Origin of the sequence: Coleofasciculus sp. G3-WIS-01 (genome assembly GCF_040223135.1) — a bacterium.
Taxonomy (GTDB): domain Bacteria; phylum Cyanobacteriota; class Cyanobacteriia; order Cyanobacteriales; family Coleofasciculaceae; genus Coleofasciculus.
This window is the reverse complement of record NZ_JAVJZI010000096.1, coordinates 1-17,569: the sequence shown is the minus strand read 5'-3', so window position 1 is coordinate 17,569 and position 17,569 is coordinate 1. Positions and strand designations below refer to the sequence as shown.

Annotated in this window: 12 protein-coding genes and 1 pseudogene; 5 read left to right on the top strand and 8 right to left on the bottom strand. The window is 43.9% G+C overall.

From position 1 onward, the window contains the following. Window positions 1–670 precede the first annotated feature (670 nt). A complete protein-coding gene (locus RIM23_RS10365; RefSeq protein ID WP_446366779.1) occupies window positions 671–1,264 on the top strand; it encodes a hypothetical protein in 594 nt (197 codons plus the stop codon). A gap of 292 nt (window positions 1,265–1,556) precedes the next feature. Here RIM23_RS10365 and RIM23_RS10360 read toward each other — a convergent pair whose 3' ends face one another. After that, the gene (locus RIM23_RS10360; protein WP_446366777.1) at window positions 1,557–2,234 is read right to left on the bottom strand and encodes a lecithin retinol acyltransferase family protein; all 678 of its coding nucleotides are present in this window, start codon (window positions 2,232–2,234) and stop codon (window positions 1,557–1,559) included. Window positions 2,235–2,388: 154 nt separating this feature from the next. Between RIM23_RS10360 and RIM23_RS10355 the strand changes: the two genes are divergently transcribed. The 4 genes from RIM23_RS10355 to RIM23_RS10340 all read left to right on the top strand — a co-directional run bounded on the left by RIM23_RS10355 (window position 2,389) and on the right by RIM23_RS10340 (window position 10,529). After that, window positions 2,389–3,357 (top strand): homogentisate phytyltransferase, encoded by a 969-nt coding sequence (locus RIM23_RS10355; protein ID WP_446366775.1) that lies wholly within the window; start codon window positions 2,389–2,391, stop codon window positions 3,355–3,357. 213 nt (window positions 3,358–3,570) lie between these two features. Then, window positions 3,571–4,332, top strand: coding sequence for a tetratricopeptide repeat protein (locus tag RIM23_RS10350; protein WP_446366773.1), 762 nt, complete (start codon window positions 3,571–3,573; stop codon window positions 4,330–4,332). 286 nt (window positions 4,333–4,618) lie between these two features. Then, window positions 4,619–8,482, top strand: a complete 3,864-nt coding sequence (locus RIM23_RS10345; protein ID WP_446366771.1) for a GAF domain-containing protein — start codon at window positions 4,619–4,621, stop codon at window positions 8,480–8,482. Beyond that, window positions 8,475–10,529, top strand: a complete 2,055-nt coding sequence (locus RIM23_RS10340) for a response regulator (RefSeq protein WP_446366769.1) — start codon at window positions 8,475–8,477, stop codon at window positions 10,527–10,529. Before RIM23_RS10345 ends, RIM23_RS10340 begins: the two co-directional genes overlap by 8 nt. Window positions 10,530–10,773: 244 nt before the next feature. On the opposite strand, the gene RIM23_RS10335 is transcribed toward RIM23_RS10340, so the two are convergent. The 7 genes and pseudogenes from RIM23_RS10335 to RIM23_RS10305 all read right to left on the bottom strand — a co-directional run. Continuing rightward, on the bottom strand, window positions 10,774–12,249 hold the full coding sequence (locus RIM23_RS10335; RefSeq protein ID WP_446366767.1) for a bifunctional metallophosphatase/5'-nucleotidase: 1,476 nt from the start codon (window positions 12,247–12,249) through the stop codon (window positions 10,774–10,776). A 184-nt stretch (window positions 12,250–12,433) separates the two neighbouring features. After that, window positions 12,434–13,573, bottom strand: coding sequence for a nucleoside hydrolase (locus RIM23_RS10330; RefSeq protein WP_446366765.1), 1,140 nt, complete (start codon window positions 13,571–13,573; stop codon window positions 12,434–12,436). Window positions 13,574–13,838: 265 nt separating this feature from the next. After that, window positions 13,839–14,324, bottom strand: a complete 486-nt coding sequence (locus RIM23_RS10325; RefSeq protein WP_446366763.1) for a hypothetical protein — start codon at window positions 14,322–14,324, stop codon at window positions 13,839–13,841. After that, window positions 14,321–15,445 carry an AAA family ATPase gene (locus RIM23_RS10320; protein WP_446366761.1) on the bottom strand — a complete coding sequence of 375 codons (1,125 nt, stop codon included), beginning with the start codon at window positions 15,443–15,445 and terminating at the stop codon, window positions 14,321–14,323. Before RIM23_RS10320 ends, RIM23_RS10325 begins: the two co-directional genes overlap by 4 nt. A 159-nt stretch (window positions 15,446–15,604) precedes the next feature. Further along, window positions 15,605–16,339, bottom strand: coding sequence for a sterol desaturase family protein (locus RIM23_RS10315; RefSeq protein ID WP_446366759.1), 735 nt, complete (start codon window positions 16,337–16,339; stop codon window positions 15,605–15,607). 276 nt (window positions 16,340–16,615) lie between these two features. Next, the gene (locus tag RIM23_RS10310; protein ID WP_446366757.1) at window positions 16,616–17,239 is read right to left on the bottom strand and encodes a DUF928 domain-containing protein; all 624 of its coding nucleotides are present in this window, start codon (window positions 17,237–17,239) and stop codon (window positions 16,616–16,618) included. 205 nt (window positions 17,240–17,444) lie between these two features. Beyond that, window positions 17,445–17,569 (bottom strand): annotated as a pseudogene (locus tag RIM23_RS10305) (RNA-guided endonuclease InsQ/TnpB family protein); the annotation flags it as partial.

Genomic DNA, 17,569 nt, shown 5'->3' with positions numbered 1-17,569 from the left:
CGAATGTCAAAATTGTCCCCAATATCAACGGATTATTAGGCGGAATTGCCTTATGGCGGGATTGATTTTTCCTAATTGTTTACCCCTGTAGGGGCGGGTTTATGGACTTTGATTACGCTATTGATAATAACGTTGCTTCAAAACCCGCCCTTTTTCAATTGTCGTGACGTAACACAGGTTTGTCGTATTGATAAAGGTAGGTTGGGTTGAACGAAGTGAAACCCAACAAAGATTACCAGGTTTTGGTGTTGGGTTTCGTTCCTCAACCCAACCTACGACTTAGTATCAAGGGATTCCCCAATACTCCCGATAAATAAATTTTTGTAACAAAGCCTTGACTCCGGAGCAGAAATCATTCAATCTGCTAAGATAATCCAAATTAAACTTAAAACTCTTAGCGCCACTCAAAGCTGTTAGCGCAGCTCTGAGCAGCTAACCCCCAAACTGCAGGAGCCAGTCTGGAAGCTAGAAGAAATACTAACACTCCTCTAGCCACTCCGACTTCTTAAGGCAACTTATACGGGGTGGCTAAGACTTTGGGTCAATCGATTTAGGATTGAGGATTTAGGCATTTTTCCGGCAAAACAGCCGATATCGCCACAAATCCAACATCAACCTTCCTAAATCAAGGCAACGCTACCACTCATACCCAAATCAGGAGTGATTTATCATGTCTCGGAACTTGATCACGGCTGGGATAATTGATCCTCACCAATTTTCTCTCGACGAAGTACGCCACCAAGTCGCTACATTTCTTAACATTCCCCTCCAGCAAATCGATCGCATCGAATGCTGGCAACACCAAATCTGGGTTAAGCTAGTTGAATCCCGTGCCATCTTTGTCAGTTATCGCAACTTGCCCCTTTGGATTGACGCAGGATTGGCGGCGATTGGGCGCTGTACCTCTCGTTCCCAGCTTGATGAATTAGGCGAAATCTTCCGTAGGGAACGTGACTGGTATGATCAGCATGAGCAACCGGAAGCTGTGCAACCCTGGCGTCAGGCTTGGGCAAAACAAGCTGAATACCTGAGAAACGAGGAAGAACGCCTGAAACCCATTCGCGCCCATCAGGAAGCCGGAAGGGATTGGTATGGGGCTTGGGAACGGGTACTCTATTGTTGCCGAGATTTTAACCGACTCCAAGGATTAGCCTCAGAAATAAATCAACAAAGTCAGGACTTTCGGGATTTACCTGAGATAATACAAAAGATGCAGCAATTGTGGCATCAGCGCTGGCAAGAACTATCGAGTGCGATCGCGTAACTTAGGACTTCCGCAAAGCCTCTATTTGTAGTGGCGTGGCACAGCTTATTTGGTGAATTAGAATGGGAGCCCAGAAACCGTAGGGGCGCATGGCGTGCGCCCGATTCAATGGTAAAATCTCTTGCACCATTTTAGCTGGTTCACGCCAGTAGAGTGTGTTAGCGTTCGCGCAGCGTTCCCGAAGGGTAGGGTAGCGTAACGCACCTTGGTGTTAGCTGAACAAACCCGATTCTTACCATTAATTAACACTAATTTTATAAATTAATCGATGTTGGTAAAATAAAGACAAAATCTATTTCACATTTAGCCGATTGCGGATCAATGTTTCCGTCATCTGAGCAAGCTGATCTAACTTCTCTTTATTCTCCTGCGCCCGTTTCTCATAGTCTTTCTTCCGGATAATTGCCGCCCGCGCTAAGTCTTCCCGGTTTTGTTTCAGTGCTTGAATGGCGACTTTCTGCCAAGCACTTATCTCACGAACATCGTGGTTGTACTGCGGTTGCAGAGTATTCCAAACTCCTTTAATTTCAGCTAACGCTTGAGTCAATAACTGATTAGCTTTGTCAGGATCTTTCTCTTCCAGCGCTCGTTTAATCGGTTCGTATAAGTTCTCAGTATTCATCTGAGTAATAATCGGAATAAAATTTTGAATTTGCGGACTTTGACTCACGCCAGTTTTACACCAAATGGCAAAGTGTTCGCAGTTGTTGTATAGCAGGTTATACTTCCGTTCACCTAAACGATTTTCAGCGCGGCGAACAACTACACCAGGAATAAAATGAGTGGGATACTGTTTGACATAGATTTTCCCACCTCTAGCAAATGTAGGTAAAGAAGTGCGTTCAATGGTTTCACTGGGTTTGCGATAATGGATAACCGTACCGTCGCCGCAGTCAATCCCATAATGTTTGTAGACGCCTTGCAGGTTGAGAAATTCTCGATAAGCGTAAATTAGATCGCCTCGTGCCATACTTGCCTTGGGTAGAAGGGTAGAAGTGCCATAGATTTGCCAATAATACTAATAAATATAAACAAGCTGGATAAAAGACGCGATCGCACAAAAAATATAGAACGAAGCCAGCGAAGAGAGTAAAATCGAACGGGAAAGCCTATTACACTCCAGAATGAGCCAAATTTCTCCATCAACCTTGACCTCTTCCCCTCTCAACCCGCTTAAGCAACCCGCAGACTGGTTTTATGCCTTGTGGAAGTTTTCGCGTCCTCACACGATCATCGGTACTACCCTAAGTGTATTGGCATTATATGTCATTGCCTTAGCGATTACCGACAGTGCGATCGCACCCTCCAATTTAGCTCAACTCTTGGGTACCTGGATATCCTGCTGCTGCGGTAATATCTACATTGTGGGACTCAATCAACTCGAAGATGTGGAGATTGACCAAATTAATAAACCTCATCTTCCCATCGCAGCGGGGGAGTTTTCCAGAAGACAAGCTAAACTGATTGTTACCATAGCTGGACTCTTGGCGCTGCTGTTAGCCTGGTTACTTGACGGATGGTTATTTCTCATGGTTAGCGTCAGTTTAGCCATTGGTACGGCGTATTCCTTACCACCTATCCGGTTGAAGCGGTTTCCCTTTTGGGCTGCACTTTGTATCTTCTCAGTGCGAGGTGCTGTAGTCAATTTAGGACTATTCTTGCATTTTAGCTGGGTGTGGCAACAGGGTGAAGCGATGACGCCAACGCCTGCGGTGTGGGGATTGACGTTATTTGTTTTAGTGTTTACCGTCGCGATCGCGATTTTTAAGGATGTCCCGGATATTGATGGAGATAAGTTATACAATATCACCACGTTCACGATTCGACTGGGTAAGCCAGCAGTGTTTAACATCACCCGATGGATTATTACCCTCTGCTATTTGGGTATGATTCTCGGTGGAGTGCTACTGTTTGACGTGGTTAACCCGCTTGTCTTGGGGATAACACACCTGGCGGCGTTACTTCTCGTCTGGTGGCGCAGTCAGGATGTAGATTTGCAGGATAAAGTCGCGATCGCGAGTTTTTATCAATTTATCTGGAAACTCTTCTTTTTAGAATATCTGATGTTTCCCGCCGCTTGTTTGTTAGCCTGAAACACTGATTGCACAGATTTTTGGGGGAGATTGGGGTGGGAGGTGAGAGGTTAGTCACACTGATTACACTTAAAGGTTAGTTCTCAATGAACAAACGATGATTCGATTGTGGGGGGATTATCCAGTTCTCTGTGTCAATCTGTGTCATTCACTATTTAGTTTTCTGTCTGTGTGATTACAATCTGTGTAATCTGTGTTTAAGAAATGTACCCGATGGGAATTGTTCAGAATTCAAGTTGGATCGCGGCTATAGTCGTCATTGTCGGTTTATTCACTGTTATTTTTTTGATTGGTAAGACAATTGCGATCGCGTCGCTGTTTCAAAAGGGTATCGCCCTTTACCAGCAACAGGATTACCCCGAAGCGGAAACGGTGTTTCGTCAAGTTATCCACCGACAACGCAGTAACGACATGGTGCGCTTACTGCTCGGTAATACACTCCTGGCACAAAATAAATGGGATGAAGCGGTAGCTGTATTCCGGGATCTAATCGCGCGATCGCCGAAAACTGTGGATGGGTATATTAAGTTAGCCCAAGCGCTGATTGAACAAGGAAAACCGGATGCAGCCATACCTGTTATTCAGGAGTTGCTCCAGCGCCATCCTAAGAATACAGACATTCCTTTTAACGTCGGTTTAATGCTATCCAAAATTAATCGACTCGATACGCTAATTGAGTCGTATCAGACGTTGAGCCAGCAGTCTCCTGAAAAAGCTATTTTACATTTAAATCTAGCCAATAGCTTGATGATCCAAGAAAATTGGCAGGCGGCTATAGAAGAGTATCAGGAAGCTATTGCCCTCAATATTAAAAAGCCGCAAGCGTATTGGTATTTAGGGGATGCATTCAGGCAACAGGGTCAATTGGATGAAGCACTCAGCGTCTGGCGAGAGGCAATTAGCCGTTATCCTAATGATCAAGATGCTCAGTTAAGAATTCGACAAGCACTCAAAGAACAAGGTAAATTTGGATAAAAAGGTGTTTTTCAACAAGTTATCCTCTTTTTCCCCCCTTTCAAAGGTTTCTCCCCCCCTTTCAAAGGTTTCTCCCCCCCTTTCAAAGGGGGGCTAGGGGGGATGGAGAGGGGTTGGGGGTGAGGGCTGTAGCTTAAGTTGACACCAATGGTTTTACTATTACCGTTTTTGAAGCCCTAATCTGACTAATAGAAGGGCGGGTTTAGTCACGTTATCGGTTTGTGGCAAAACGTTATCGGTAAAACCCGCCCCTACACCCCTACACCCCCGCACCCGGAACTCTATCATGTTTGATCAAGATATCGTTCTCAATGCCAAAACATACAAGTCACTCCAAGCCGAATTAACCTATCTGCGATCGCGTGTGGCGCAATTGGAAGCGATGAGAATACCAGAACCGACTCAAGTTGCCCAACAGAAGGCGCTGTTGGCGGTGGTGACTAAAATTCGGGAATCTTTGGATTTGGAGAGTATCTTTAAATCAACCGCCACAGAAGTGCGTCAACTGCTGAATGCGGATCGGGTGGGGATGTTTCGCTTTGATCCAGAGTCTGACTGTCGCCGTGGGGAGATTGTCTCCGAAGATGTTGTATCACCCTATCCATCAGCCATCGCCACCAAAGTAGAGGATAACTGTTTTGGAGAAAGACATGCTACCCATTATCAGCAAGGGCGGATTTGGGCGGCTGAAGATATTTATGCACTGAATTTACTCGATTGTCACATTGCTATTCTCTCACGTTTTCAAGTTCGAGCCAACCTAGTTGTGCCGTTACTCAAGGGGAATCAGCTTTGGGGGTTGCTGTGTATTCACCAATGTTCGCGCCCACGCCAATGGCGCAGTGACGAAATAGAGTTTGTCCATCAAATTGCCATTCATTTAGGCGTGGCGTTGCAGCAAGCGGAGTTTGTGGCTCAATTGCGGATGCAGTCGGAATTATTGACGAAAGCTGTAGCTCAAGCTGTAGAACGAGAAAAAGCAGTTGCGGCTATTATTGATAAGATTCGGCGATCGCTCGATATTAATACTATATTCCAGACCACAACCCAGGAAGCGCGACACTTACTCAATGTTGATCGGGTGGCAATCTATCGGTTTAATCCAGATTGGAGTGGTGAATTTGTGGTTGAATCCGTGGCTGGGGGCTGGAAATCCTTAGTCCAAGAGCAATGTCAAGACCCACATTTATGCCAAAATATTAGTAATTGTAGTATTAAGTCCTTTGCCAATCCTCAAATTATTGATACCTATTTACAGCAAACTGAAGGCGGTGACTTTATCAAAGGTGAAGTTTTCCGAGTTTGTCGTGATATTTACACAGCCGGGTTTTCAGATTGCTATATTCAAAGTTTAGAACGCTATCAGGCAAGAGCATACACAATTATTGCAATTTACAAAGGCAAAACTCTCTGGGGACTTTTAGCCGCTTTTCAAAATTCAGCACCGCGATTGTGGCAGGAGACAGATATTAATTTTTTGGTGCAAATTGGCGCTCAATTAGGGGTAGCCATTCAACAAGCTGAACTCCTCGGAAAAGCTCAACGGCGATCGGCAGAACTGCAAACCACACTGGAGGCGCAATTACAACAACGGGCAGATGAATTAGCCCAGGAAGCAGAACGGGAACGGGCGTTAGCTCAGGTGATTGATAAAATTCGCCAAACTTTAGATTTAAATACGATTTTCCAAACGGCGGCAACAGAAGTCCGTCAATTGTTGGATGTTGAACGAATTGCTATTTATAAATTCCGCGAGGATTATTTCGGTGATTTTATTTTTGAATCGGAAGCAGGAAACTTACCAAAACTGGTGGGTAGTGCGTGGGAAGATCCCTATTTAAGCGAACAAAAAGGGGGTCGGTTACGGGATAACGAACATTGTATTGCTGATGATATCTATAGAGCTAATTTTAGTGATTGCCATATCGAAGCTTTGGTATCTTTTGGGATTAAATCCTTTGCTGTCGTGGCTTTGTTTAAAGGGGAAAAACTTTGGGGACTACTGAGTGCTTTTCAACATAGTCAATCCCGCCATTGGCAGGAACGAGAAGTTAAGTTACTCATGCAAGTGGCAGCCCAATTAGGGGTAGCACTGCAACAGTCAGAATATTTAGAATTATTGCAAGCTCAAGCCGTCCAGCAAGCCAAGGCTGCTGAACAGGCGCGGGCATTAGCACGGGTGATTGAAAGTATTCGTCAAACCTTAGATATTGATCAGATTTTCAGTACGACTACCCAAGAAGTACGGCAAATTCTTAACTGCGATCGCGTCGTGGTGTATCGATTTAATCCCGACTGGAGTGGGGATTTTGTCTCCGAATCGGTGGCATTAGGTTGGTCTCCCTTAGTCAGTTCTGATCTGACAACGGTATGGTCAGATACCTGTTTACAAAAAACTCAGGGCGGTCGATTTCGGAATCATGAAAACGTTGTCGTTAATGATATTTACCCAATAATTTACTCGACCTGTCATGTCAAATTGTTGGAGGTATTTCATATTAAAGCCTACTGTTTAATCCCCGTTTTTGTCGGGGATAAACTGTGGGGATTACTGGGTGCATATCAAAACTCCAGTCCCCGTCACTGGGACGCCGCAGAAATTAGTTTACTGACACAGGTCAGTAATCAGTTAGGTGTGGCGCTGCAACAAGCCGCCCTCATGGCTCAACTCAAAGATGCGAAGGAAGCAGCTGATGCGGCTAACCGTGCCAAAAGCGAGTTTCTGGCGAATATGAGCCATGAACTGCGGACTCCCCTGAATGCGATTCTTGGTTTTGCCCAAGTTATGACCCGCGATTCTACTTTAACTCCAACTCAACAGGAGTATCTAGGAATTATTGCTCGCAGTGGTGAACATTTACTCACGCTGCTCAATGATGTATTAGAAATGTCTAAAATAGAAGCGGGACGAATTACGCTGAATGAAACAAGTTTTGACCTCTATCGTTTACTCAAAAGTTTAGAAGAAATGCTCCAGCTAAAAGCCGCATCAAAGGGCTTAGAGCTAATCTTTAATTGTGATCCAGATGTTCCTCAATACGTGCGGACTGATGAGAGCAAGTTACGTCAGGTTTTAATTAATTTATTGGGAAATGCGATTAAATTTACAGGGGAAGGGAATGTCACCTTGCATGTAGAGACGTGCCATGGCACGTCTCTACAGGAACGGGGTATAAATCCCCAATCCCCAATCCCCAATCCCCAATCCCTAATCACCTTTGAAGTCGAAGACACCGGTCCAGGAATTGCCCCAGCAGAACTTGATACCTTGTTTGAAGCCTTTATCCAAACGGAAACCGGTCGCAAATCTCAAGAAGGTACAGGATTAGGTTTACCCATTAGCCAGAAATTTGTCCAACTGATGGGAGGAACCATCGCCGTCAGCAGTATTTTAAGTCAGGGAACAAGGTTTCGGTTTACGATTAAGATTAGTCCTGCCCAAGCGGCTGACATTGAGATTCAACAGTCTAAACGGGTGATTAGTTTAGCCCCAAATCAACCCAGCTATCGGATTCTGATTGCTGATGATAAATGGGAAAGTCGGGTTCTGCTGGTTAATTTAATCGCACCGATGGGTTTTGAGGTGCAGGAAGCAGAAAATGGATGGCAAGCCGTTGAACGTTGGCAGAGTTGGGAACCTCACCTGATTTGGATGGATATGCGGATGCCTGTGATGGATGGTTATGAAGCCACTCGTCGAATTCGACAATCGTTGCAGGGTCAAGCAACGGTAATTATAGCCTTGACTGCCAGTGTTTTCGATAAGCAGCGCTCGGTTGTCTTGTCAGCCGGCTGCGACGATTTTGTGAGCAAGCCGTTTCGGGAAGAGGTTATCTTTGAAAAAATGGCGCAACATTTAGGGGTGCGTTATTTGTATGCTCAAGCTGAACCTGCCTGTCTCATATCGCCGGATACGTCGCCAGTAACCTTGCAGGGAACTGCCTTACAAGAGGCATTGGCACGAATGCCAACTGAATGGCTGGCACAACTGCACAAAGCCGCACTCAGCGCTAGAGAGAAAGTGATGATTCAGCTTATTGCCCAAATTCCTGAGGAGCAAATGTCTCTGGCTCAAACCTTGAACCAATGGGTTAACACCCTTTATTTTGATCGCATAGTGGATTTAACACAGCCCCTAATTCATGAGTGAACGTCAATCTCAAGCCATCAAGGGAGACATATTAATTGTCGATGATATCCCTGATAATTTACGCATTTTGTTTACCATGCTGACGAACCAGGGCTATGAAGTTCGTCGGGTGATTAATGGGAAACAGGCACTGAATGCGGTTAATACTGATCCGCCGGATTTGATTTTGCTGGATATTAAAATGCCGGAAATGGATGGGTATGAAGTTTGTCAACGATTGAAAGCCGACGAACAAACCGCCGAAATTCCGGTAATTTTCTTGAGCGCCCTTGATGAAGTCTGGGATAAAGTGAAAGCCTTTGAAGTGGGTGGCGTAGACTATATTACCAAGCCCTTTCAACTGGAAGAAGTGATCGCGCGGGTTAAAACCCAACTAACTTTACGCCATATCCAACAGCAACTGCAAGCCCAAAACGCCACACTAGCAGAGGCAAAAGAAGCCGCAGAAGCCGCTAACCGGGCTAAAAGTGAATTCCTGGCAACCATGAGCCATGAAATCCGCACCCCTCTGAATGCGGTGATTGGGTTAACGGGAATTTTGGAGAATACGAAGCTGGATAACCACCAACGGGACTTAGTCGAAACGATTCGTCAAAGTGGTGAAACGCTGCTGACTACGATTAATGATGTGCTTGATTTTGCTAAGATTGAGTCGGGTAAACTAGAGCTTGAATTCAAACCCTTTAATTTGCGTGAATGTCTGGAAACTTCTGTTGATCTGTTTTCGCCAAAAGCAGTGCAAAAGGGATTGGAATTAACTTACTTTATTGACCCAGAAGTTCCCACTACTGTGATCGGAGATGTCACCCGCCTGCGCCAAATCCTCATCAATTTGCTGAGTAATGCAATTAAATTTACAGATGTGGGGGAAGTTAGCGTTTTGGTGAAGGTTCAACATCAATACGTCACTGATTCGACTCAAAACCAGGATAGCAATACCTCGCCGACTGTTTGTCTTTTGTTTTCAGTAAAAGACACGGGCATTGGTATTCCTCAAGACGGCTTTGACCGCTTGTTTCAACGCTTCAGTCAACTAGATTCTTCAACCACTCGTCAGTATGGTGGTACGGGACTGGGTTTAATTATTTCTAAACAATTAAGTGAAATGATGGGGGGGGGGATTTGGGTAGACAGCAGCTTCGGTGAAGGGTCTACCTTTTCCTTCTGTGTCGTCTTAAGGGTAGCCCAAAATGCGTCGGAAGAAAATTTAAGTACTACTCAACCACAGCTTAGGGGTAAACGAGTTTTAATTGTTGATGATAATTCAACAAATTGCCGAATTTTAACCCAGCAAACCGAATGTTGGGGTATGATTGCCCGGAGTACTCAATCCGGTGATGAAGCCCTAGCTTGGCTCAATCAAGGAGAAGCCTTTGATCTGGCAATTATTGATCGGCAAATGCCAGAGATGAATGGACTAACTTTGGGGCTGCAAATCCATAACCAATCCCTTTGTAAACAATTGCCTTTGGTGTTACTAACCGCTGTGGGAAACTTGACAACAAAAACCTCTTTGATTGAGCGGCATTTTGCTGCCTGTATCCCTAAACCGATTAAACTTGGACAATTTTATAACGTTATGACTCAAGTTTTGGTAAAACAGGCTACTTCTATTGATTCTCAACCGGCTTCACCAAAATCTGAAGATTTGCCTCTTGCCCAACAGTTACCGTTACGAATTCTTTTGGCTGAAGATAATATAGTCAATCAAAAGGTAGAATTGTTGCTGTTAAAACGTTTAGGTTATCAAGCCGATTTTGTCACTAATGGTCAGGAAGTTCTTGACGCCATCTCCCGTCAATCTTACGATGTAATATTGATGGATGTACAAATGCCAGAAATGGATGGCTTAACCGCGACCCGTTACATCTGCCAAAACTACTCCCAGCGTCCTTGGATTATTGCGCTGACAGCTAATGCGATGCAGGAAGACCGAGAAACTTGTTTAGAGGCGGGGATGGATGATTATATTAGTAAACCGATTCGCCAGGCTGATTTGATTCGGGTCTTTAAAACTATTCCTTTGCGCCAAGCACCAACATATTAAGACGAAATACGAATGGCACTGAAAATTTGCATTTGTTAGATTACCTAAATCCTTGATATACCCTACTGACGTGCTATAGTGTCAAGTTAAATTAGAGGAGAGGGCGACCCGACCGCCTGTAGGGGCGGGTTTTACGGATAACTTGTCAGCCAAAACTGGTAACTTATCTAAACCCGCCCTGTTTCTAGAGTTGCTAATTGGTGCAAGCGGGTGCCCCTACAAGCGCCTCTATTGTGTGTTTTTCTTATTTAAAGATCAACCGTCCTTCGACTTTAGCGTCAAGAAGTTGATTAGAACCCAGATATTCTTCAAGGACATTTTGGGCAGATGTTGTAATCACCTTCGGACTACCTAGTTCTTCACTTGTCAGGTTGAGACTTTGCTCTGCATTTTTGTAATGGTATTCTTGGAGACAAACACTGTACTGTGCATCTTCTTGTACGGGTTTACCATTAACTAACAAAGTTTCAACCTTCTGATCAGCATCATTGTAAACAGCTTGAGTTCCTTGGTTAACTTGAAAACAATTACTTTCACCAGGAATGCGGTTTTCGGGTCTCATCACATGGTTAAATAACTTGAGCAACTGTGTCCCCGTCAATCGCACTTTATAGAGTGGTCCATCATAAGGATAAACCTTTTTCATATCGCCCAGTGTAACCACAGGACCCAATTCTGTTCCTCGGATTGAACCACTTCCGATTAAAACGACATCCAACAGATCCATTTGGGCAAAACAATCTGTGATTAAGTTACCCAATTCAGTTTCTTCTTCACGCTTCGGATGGGTCAGTTTACGGGCTAGGCGACCAATAATTCGGTTATATTTGCGATCTACCGCTTCTTTATAAGTGGCAATAAAGTTTTGCAGATCAACATCTGGCTCAGCCACAGTATTATCAATCGGAACGAGTTGCCACTTCCATTCCACAATACTGTTAGTTTCATCATCTACGGTTATGTCGAAACGTCCAATCTGATCGGTACCAACGGCGGCTTGTGAAATCAGAATATTATTCACTTGTGCTGGCTGTTCTAGCCGTGTATGGGAGTGTCCACCAATGATCATATCCACTCCCCATGCTGGGTCTAGCATCTGGGCTAGTTTTTTATCTTCTTCAAAACCAATATGGGTGAGCAGAACCGTCAGGTCAATATCCTCACTTTTGTAGGCGTTGCAAATCTTGCCTACTTCTGCAGCGGCATCTTCTAAACCAACAAATGTGCTAATACTTGTGTCGAGTTTTAAGGCTTTAAGCACTTCTTCAGTCACAATACCGATGAACATGATATCAAATCCATCAACATTGAGGATTAGATAGGGATTCATCAATCGTTTACTGTACTTCTTGATATACAGGTTGGCATTGACGATGGGAAAGTTTGCCATCTTTTCCAGAAATAGCAAATGAGGAAATCCATAGTCTAATTCGTGGTTTCCCAAGGTTACTACGTCTGGCGCCAGATAATTCATAATTTCTATGGTTGACAGACCCTTAAATTCGGTATCAATCATAGACCCTTGGAGCATATCGCCAGAAATCACATAAAGCGTGTTTTTCTCTTCTTGGCGCACTTTATTGATATAGCCAGAAAGCAGCGCTAGTCCTCCAATTAAGTTACCCTCTCCACTTTGGGCTTCAGCGAGAAAGTCGCCGTGCATATCATTGGAATGTAAAATCGTAAACTTTTTCAACCGTTCTGCCGTTGTCGTTGTCATTTTTTTACCTCACTTTTTTGTTGACATGATGCTCAGAGAGAAGATGTTACTTTTGCTGCTTTACATCGGGACTAAACTTTCAGAGTTTTGGGTTTTGGTCTAGATGTTCAGCCTGATTCAAACATCCTCTCCATGAAAAAGGTTAGATGATTTGAGTCATCGGTTGACCACTAACGCCAATGACTCATTTCTGTAAATAGGAAAAAAGTTCAGCCTGATTGAAGGGTAAATTATCGAAACTGGGTTTTAGCGAAACAAAAACATTCGGCGGTAAGTCAGGGACAACATAGGTTTGTCCTTGGGTGTCGCCAGGATCTGCAGTCGCATCTACTTCTATGTGCAGCGGTGTTTCCGGGGAAAAGTCTGCTTCAGCCATGTTGATAGCTGCCACTAAATCCCACGCCGGGTTAGGATCATTACCACTTTGAATGATGGTTAAAGCGAAGTCTAAAAATTCCGAGGCGATTTTGCTTTCAGGAGTTCCTGTCGCTAACCAAGCTTGTTGATCTTCTCGGGAAAAGGAGACTTCGTGGGTGGTGTCTAAGGAGGTCAACTGAATTTTTAATCCCTTTTCTCCAGCTTCAAAGACTTCTTTAGCCGCTAAAGGATCAACCCAGATGTTAAATTCAGCAACCTTATTGGTGGAAAAAGGTGGATCAGGAACAACACCAAGATTGCCAGGTAGAAAAACAGCACCGCCCATAATGTCGAGGACAGAGATATTATCGATAATTGTCGGATCGAGTCGCAGTGCTTCGGCTATATTGGTTAAAGAACCAGTAGCTAAGATAGTTACAGGTTCAGGAGATTTTTTGATGGTTTTGACAATCAGTTTTGCCGCTGGTTTGGTCTTGAACGAGGGAGCGGTATCGGGTAAAGTGACAAAGGGTGACCAAAAGGTAACCGCTCCGTCACGGATAAATTGGGGATAAGTATTGTTTCCGCCTAAAGGTTCAGACGGACCAATACCAATGGGAATATCGCTTACCCCTAATCGTCCTAGCATCCGCTCGAAATTGCCAATAAACGTGGCAGGATCAGCAATGCCTTGAGAAAGGGTAATCGCTTTGAGTTCAAATTTAGGATTAGCTAGAAGATAAGCTAAGGCGGTCATGCCATCTTGGCTACCGTCGTCGTCAAAAATCAGCGGTGTTCGATCGAGGGAAGCGTCGGCTATTAATTGGCTCAAACCAGAGTTTTGGCTACAGCTTACTGGAGAGTGAAAAAATCTGTTTGGCGAACAATTACTCTGAGCATTTGCCGGAAATGCCCCAACCCACATTGCCAGAATTATTGCCAAACAACAACCTAATATTTTTTTCATCCGTTATTCCTTATTCTCAGTGTGAATTGGCAGGATTTTTATACGCTCGACATTTGAGCGTAGCAGAGCTGAGCGTAAACGATGAGTGACGAATACAAAAATTAACAAATATAGACTGACATTTTAAAAAATGTTAAGGTTTTTGCTTTAAACTGATAAGTCTAGACAAGAGAGCCGTTGAAATCTCTGCTACATCAAGGTGGAGAGCGATCGCACCTCTGATAGGGAAAGCTGAGGGGTAAGCATAAAGGAGGGTCAAACGCTTTTAATTAAACAGAAATGGTTTGACAGATACAATCATCCGCTCTAACTCAGTTTTGTTGTGTTTGAGAAGCTTATGTTCCCACAATTCATTCGTGTTATTGGAACAGTCTTGTGCCAGAAATTCTCCAATTTCCTCAAAACTATTTTTGATGTCTCTCTTTAGATTCTCAGGTTCAGATTGCACTCCAAGAATGAATACTCTTTCTTTTAGATCATCTGGAATCTTACTCTCTACATAACTTAACCGACTTTCACGGTTATCAAAATCAATGAGCAAAACTATCATTCTTTGTGGAAATTTTCGCATTGTAGGCGCATAATCATTCGTGAATTGCTCTACAGTTCTTTGCCACCCACCAGCAGGCGGCAGGACTTGAATAGCACGGTTATTAAGGTTTGGAGATTGAATAAATCCGTTGGCAATCTGGCGATTCGCATCGTCTTCAGGTAACACCAGAATGTGAGGTTTATACTGATTTGGACTCATAGCTCTATATCGCCACAAATCAAGGTATTTATCAGATCACCTGTCACGGGCATATCACGGAGCAATCTGATCAAAGTTGGTTCCAAGTGGCTTTTTCGATCGAGCACAAAAGTATTTTCATCTGAAAATTTTCGGATGGCTTCCTCATTGTGTGATGTCACTAAAATTTGTCCCTTCTGCTTAAATGAGCGTCGCAATGATATGACAAAAGAACCAACTTCTGATAATGATAGATAGTTTTCAGGTTCATCCCAGAAGCAAAAAAGTGGTCCATAAAATTCGTTGGCAGCTAAGACCACAGCGCAAATAAAAAAGCATTTTTCGCCGTCCGATAAGTCTTTAAAGTCAACATTCAGATTTGCACTATTTGCTTCAAACCGAACAATCATGCTTTTGGAGTCTTTGCCAATTAATTCATTCAGAAAATCCTGAATGTCTGGCATAACTTCTCGGAGATACCTATCAACCCGTGCGTAAGCAGCAGGATAGCGACTGAGTAATCCAGAAACCCACTCTCCAAAGTTTGAACCATCTCGCCTTGGCTCCAAGGTGTCGCCCTTGGAATCTCCTGTCATCAAGCTTGGGATTGGGGCTAAGATGATCATGTGAGCTAGCCAAGTCTTGAAAATATGAAGTGGGTCAGTCTCAGATTGCTCCTGAATTACGGGAAGGGCAACAAGATGCCAATCTAACCGAAACTGAGCCTCACGATTTTGCCAGCTGCTGTAAAGAATGACTTGGGCTTCTTTTCGAGAGTAAATTGGCTCTCCTGAAACCAGCAATTGCTCTTCAGAAACTCGCAGTTCTCTAAATTTTTCTGGCAACTCCAATGCCAGGACATATTTGTACAATTTATTGTCAAGGAATACTTCTATTTCAAAGCGAATCGGAACATCAAATCTTCCCCGAGCGAAATCTTTCGGGCTAATAATGTCCAATTCTTCAAGGTCTCGCATTCTATTAATACCTTGACTAATTTTTTGAAGTCCCTCTAATGCATCGGCAATAGTTGATTTGCCTGACCCATTTTTTCCAATCAACAGTGCAGATGGCATTCCTTTGATAGTTAGTTCAAAGTTTTCTAGACATCTGAAGTTGTGTACATATAGTCTTTGCAGCATAACCCAATGATTCTCAGCAGTTGAAATTGAAATAACTTGTGATGGAATGCACTCATTGTAAACGATATTGATTAACCCACATTCCGCTCTTTAAAACTATCCCTTCGCGCCAAGCACCAACACCTTAATTAGAAGGTGCCGGCTAGACATCCAAGGCAGTTAAGTACCGAGCAGCTTGTCCCAGAACGTGAAGTACAATCCGTAGTGTACAGTGTACTGACGATGATGTATCGAATGATAAGTTGCCCCGATAAACCACTTCCCCAGCCAGTGGTGAGGAAATGATGAGGGAAATAACTCGAATCCCAGATGAGATACCACTGCCCATACGGTCATCGTTATCAGTGCAGTAGCCAAGGTGATAAAATGGAGCGGAACGATAAAGATTATCGCGACAAAGAAGAGTGATTGTATAATTGCCTCTGGTAGGTCAAATGCGAAGGAACTCCATGGTGTTGGCTCTCCCGAACGGTGGTGTCCAGAATGCATCCATTTAAAAAGCAAAGGGTGGTGAAAGAGGCGATGGATAAAGTAAAAGTACGTATCTTGAAGGATAAGCACCGCCACAAAGCTAACTCCTATATACCACAGTCCATATTCATCTGGGTTAGTGTAAAGGAGCGTTACTCCCAAACCGTACTCTGATATGATTAGCGCTGCACAAAAGGCAAAAATCACTGCCGAGAGAACTGATAATTTGATATCATTTCTAATCGAAGCGCTCATCAGAGGCTTCAGACGCAAACTCTGTGTAGCGAGGAACTTCTCCAGAACGACATAAAAGAGCCAGTAGGCTCCCCCAGCGATAAGAAAGTATCGGGCAAGAGTGACTCCAAAAAATACCAAGTAATAATACCCAAATGAGTGGTTTGTCAACTCCTTTGCAAAGTTCAAGTTTCCTCCTTTTTACTTTTAAATTCGGCTTTTGCTAATCAAATCTCCTTCAGAGACTTTTTCAAAGAGGTATAGGCTTCATGCATAATAAAAGTATTGTCATTGATGCTATCATCAACAACTTACTTATGCTCTCACATATAATTAATTCATGAAAAATGCCCAAAGGTAGATTTTGGGCAGTTTTTATCCCACGTTGGTCAAGAGGGCGCAGGTCCTGTGCGCCACTACAATGGTGACCTGCTCCCGCGAACGGTGGTGACACCAAGGGGCGCTCTACTGAATAGTTTCCTCTCCATAAAAAGCCGCTCTATCCACAGGAGACCATGGCTGAAGCTTGCTGAGTAAGGCGGGGTCAGGTTGAATACGCTGAATTTTCCCTTCTACTTTAGGACTATCAGGTCTCAGGGATTGTCCGCAAATTAGCAAAAACGACCACTGATACGTCTTGCCAATTTCCAGGGTTGGTGCATCAAGCGGCAGTTTAAAGCTGACTAAACCTCTCTGCTTAGGAAGTGATAGGGTTTTTTTGTAGAAATAATCTTCTGTTTCATCCTTGAGAAGAAATACAGCGTCTTGAGCCACTGTTGGTGGGATGTAAACAAAAAATGTGGGACGTTCCGCCACCGTAAATCCATGATTTGTAGCTAACTCAAAGGGCGTAACTGATGTTCCCAGATTACCTATGTCATTGGGACATACACCACCATCTCGCGAGGCTCCCCCGGCTGAATCTCTGGGGGTTCCTTGCCTTTGAGGAATAAAGGTCACACTGGCTGTGTGAGACAGGGGTATCGTTTGAGCCTGTAATGGTACTGGTAAATTACCAACCAGTAGAAGCTTCAGGAAAAGACTGACTGAAACGAGTGCAAGAGGTTGAGGTGTATGTTTCCAAGCCATGATAAAAAACCCTCGTGAATAAGAATGAGCTGTAGTGCATCACAGGGATTTTAAGCGGCATCCCATAAAAGACAGACAAATAAGACTGATATTATACTAAACTCATTACAATTTGTCTATTTATTTTTGAGCATACCAATTCCCTAGTAGAGCAACTAAAGGATTAGAGAGTACCTACCACCCTGGATGTTTGACACTCCCCGCCCTATAAGAGCGGGGATTCTTCCGTCCTCTGGATTCCAGTGAATTTACCCTCAGAAAGCATCTTGACCGTGTGTCCCACGGCTGCAAGTCCACGAATACAGACTACTTGAGCGGCTGCAACGTCTC